Origin of the sequence: Streptomyces sp. SP17BM10 (assembly GCF_036322405.1) — a bacterium.
Classification (GTDB): Bacteria; Actinomycetota; Actinomycetes; order Streptomycetales; family Streptomycetaceae; genus Kitasatospora.
Map to the genome: position 1 here is coordinate 1 of NZ_JAQYXB010000507.1, position 347 is coordinate 347.

A 347-nucleotide genomic window follows, 5' to 3' on the forward strand; every position below is an offset into this window, starting at 1 on the left:
GGACCGGAACGGGAAGGACAGCGCCGCCGCCTGGGGCAGCAGCGCGCGGTGCCGGGCGTGTTCGGCGGCGCCGTAGCCGCCGAGGGCGCGGCCGGGGAGGAGGACCGCGCCGGCGTCCGCAGCGACGTCCCCGGCGAGGACGGCCACCAGCGTCGCCTTGACGCCGCCGTTCGGGCCGAGCAGCGCGACCACCTCGCCCCCGGCCACCAACACCCGCCCCCCGAACGCCAAACCCAACTACAACGCCGCCACCACCCCCATTCCCGGCCCCCGTCCATCCCGCCCATACCCGTACCTCCCCAACCACAAACCCACCCAACCATCAAGCATCCCGACCCGCGCACCAC

At 75.2% G+C, this 347-nt stretch carries 1 protein-coding gene; it reads right to left on the reverse strand.

The features are described 5' to 3' along the window. Window positions 1–207, reverse strand: a 207-nt coding sequence (locus PUR71_RS09315; protein ID WP_329925961.1) for an ATP-binding cassette domain-containing protein, incomplete at its 3' end; no start/stop codon positions are given. Window positions 208–347: the final 140 nt, after the last annotated feature.